General features: G+C 75.0%; 2 protein-coding genes. Both read left to right on the forward strand.

Features of this window, described 5'->3' with window-relative positions:
- The first annotated feature begins 132 nt into the window (after positions 1-132).
- Positions 133-870: a TetR/AcrR family transcriptional regulator gene (locus K6I34_RS34740; protein WP_121799380.1), complete on the forward strand. Its 738-nt coding sequence runs from the start codon at positions 133-135 to the stop codon at positions 868-870.
- Between the two features lie 338 nt (positions 871-1,208).
- The coding region (locus K6I34_RS34745) for a sigma-70 family RNA polymerase sigma factor (RefSeq protein WP_229332028.1) at positions 1,209-2,947 on the forward strand (1,739 nt) is incomplete at its 3' end.

Raw genomic sequence — 2,947 nt, forward strand, 5'->3', positions numbered from 1 at the left:
TAAGAGACAGCTACCTCTTCTTTCTTGACCTGGGCTCAACTATGTTCGTACTCCGTCGGGGTGTCAGAGACGCGCTCCGGCAGTCAGGGCGGGGAGTCTCCGGGGGGAGACGTCATAACCGGGGGAACACATATGCACATTCAGGGCTCTCATTGGTCGACCGCTGTCGCGTCCGCGGACGCCAACGGCGGCCGGAGCACTCCGCTGCGCGTCGACGCTCAGCGCAATCTCGAACATGTCCTGCGTGCGGCTCGCGAGGTCTTCGGCGAGCTGGGGTACGGGGCGCCCATGGAGGACGTGGCGCGCCGGGCCCGGGTGGGTGTCGGGACGGTCTACCGCCGCTTCCCGAGCAAGGACGTACTGGTGCGGCGGATAGCCGAGGAGGAGACCGCTCGGCTGACCGAGCAGGCGCGCACGGCGCTGGGCCAGGAGGACGAGCCGTGGTCGGCCCTCTCCCGGTTCCTGCGTACGTCGGTGGCCTCGGGCGCGGGGCGGCTGCTGCCGCCGCAGGTGCTGCGCGTGGGCGTCGACGGCGACGCCGAGGAGCAGATCGAGGCCCGGGTGCCGCAGCAGCGGCAGCCGGGAGCCACCGGCGGCCAGCTGCACGAGCTGCGGCTCGTCGAGCAGCGGGCGGCCCAGGTCGCCGAGCGCGAGGACTCCGGCGCGGCGGCCCTGCTGGAGGTCGTCGGGCGCCTGGTCGACCGGGCCCGCGCGGCGGGCCAGCTGCGGCCCGACGTCACCGTGGCCGACGTGCTGCTGGTGATAGCGACGGCGGCGCCCTCGCTGCCGGACGCGGTGCAGCAGGCGGCGGCCTCCTCGCGGCTCCTGGACATCCTGCTGGAGGGGCTCCGGTCCCGCCCGGCGGAGTGAGCCGGCTGCGCGCGGCGGAGTGATCCCGCCCCGCGCAGCAGCGTGAGACGCAGCGAGGGAGTGCGGGGTTCGGCCGAGGAGGATGTCCCCGGCTTCCCGTGCCGGACGCGCCCGGGGCCACTCGGACGCGTCCGTCCCCTGAGCGTGCCCCCGGGGCACGTTCGGGGATACCCGGACGCGTTCGGGAAATCCTTCCCCGTTCGAGTGACCGCTGTTACGCCGGGTGCCCGAAGACTCCCCGGATGAGTGGTTGATGCGTATGCATCGCCTGTGACGCCCGCCACCGTGCCACGCTTTTACGGTGTTCGTGTGTGCTGGTGTGTACAGGGGCCTCCGCCATGGGTGTTGACGGCCGGGATGAAACGCGCGAGAGCGAGCGGGCGGGCTCCCCGCCTCCTCGTCGGCTGCCCGGCCGTGGCGGGGCGACCGGTCCGGGCGTGCCTCAGCAGCGGGAGGGACGGGACGGAAGGGACCCGGGCGAGAGCGGTGGCACCAGCGCCCTCCCGGCCCGGCCGCGGCCCTCGCACGTGCGACGGTCCGAGCCCTGGTCAGCACCCGACGCACCGCCCGGCACTCCGCCGCCCGACGACTCCCCCTCCGAGGAGCCGCTCCAGGAGGAGCGCACCGGCGATGCCCCGCCTTCGGACATCGAGCTCGTCACGCGGATGCGCGCGGGCCAGAGCGAGGCGTACGAGGAGCTCTACCGGCGGCACGCGCCCGCGGTGCGCCGCTACGCCCGGAGCTGTTGCCGGGACCCCCACACCGCCGAGGACCTCACCAACGAGGTCTTCGCGAGCACGTTGCAGGCGGTGCGGGGCGGCGGCGGTCCCAACGCGGCGGTGCGGGCGTATCTGCTGACCACGGTGCGGCGGGTCGCGGCGGCGTGGGCGAAGACCACCCGCCGGGAGCAGCTGGTCGAGGACTTCGCGGCGTTCGCCGCCTCGGCGTCGCGTGCCGCGCGCGGCACGCCGGACAGCGAGGGGGCCGGCCCCGGCGCGGATGTGCTGGCCATGCGGGAGGCGGAGCAGTCCCTGGCCGTACAGGCGTTCCGCAGTCTGCCCGCGCGGTGGCAGACGGTCCTGTGGCACACCACGGTGGAGGAGGAGTCCCTCAGCGAGGTCGCTCCGCTGCTGGGCCTGACGGCCAACGCGGCGGCGGTGCTCGCGCACCGGGCCCGCGAAGGGCTGAAGCAGGCCTACCTGCAGGCCCATGTGAGCGCGGCACTCACGTCGGGCGGCTCGTGCGCGCGCTACGCCGACCGGCTCGGCGCCTTCGCCCGGGGCGGGCTGCGCACGCGGGCGGAGCGGGGGCTCCGCAAACACCTGGAGGAGTGCGAGAAGTGCCGTACGGCGGCGGTGGAAGTCGCCGACGTCAACACACGGCTGCGGGCGCTGCTGCCGGTGGCGGTGATCGGCTGGTCCGCCGCGAGCCTGTCGGCCAAGGCCGCCACGGGCCTGGTCGCGGGGGCGACCGCCGGTGCGGGCGCGGGTGCGGCGGCGACGGCGACGGCAGGCAGTACGGCGTCGAGCGGAGCGACGGGAGCGGCAGGAGCCGCGACCGGCGGGACGGCTTCAACGGCGGGCGCGGGTACGGCGGCAGGGGCAGCGGGAGGGACGGCCGGAGGAACGACGAGCAGTACGGGCGCCGCCGGGGCCGGAGCCGCGGGTGGCTCGGGTACGAGCGGAGGCACCGGTACAAGCGGGGGCGCCGCTGCGAGCGAGGGCCTGGGGGCATCGGCGAAGGTCGGCATCGCGGTGGGCGCGGCCGTCGTGGCCAGCGGTGTCGCCGCGTACGCGCTGATGGGTGGCACGTCCGGGCATCACCGTGCGCACCGGGTCACGGCCGGTCCGGTCGCACCCGCTCCGGCGCCGCGGGCGACACCGAGCACGGCGCCCGTACCGAAGCACAGGCATGCACATGTGCCGAAGTCGGCGCCGAAACCCATCGCGCATGTCGCGCCCGTTTCCTCCGCACCGCCCGCGAGTCCGCCGCCACCACCTCCCAGTCCACGGGAGGCTGCGCCCACTCCCCCACCGCCCACGCCCAAGCCGAAGCCGCCGTTCACTCCCCCGCCGAG

Source organism: Streptomyces sp. UNOC14_S4, assembly GCF_020740835.1.
In the GTDB taxonomy this organism is placed as follows: Bacteria; Actinomycetota; Actinomycetes; order Streptomycetales; family Streptomycetaceae; genus Streptomyces.

What these genes read in the sequence shown, in the direction of transcription:
- K6I34_RS34740 (WP_121799380.1), top strand. Translation starts at nt 133, where the DNA reads ATGCACATTCAGGGCTCTCATTGGTCGACCGCTGTCGCGTCCGCGGAC.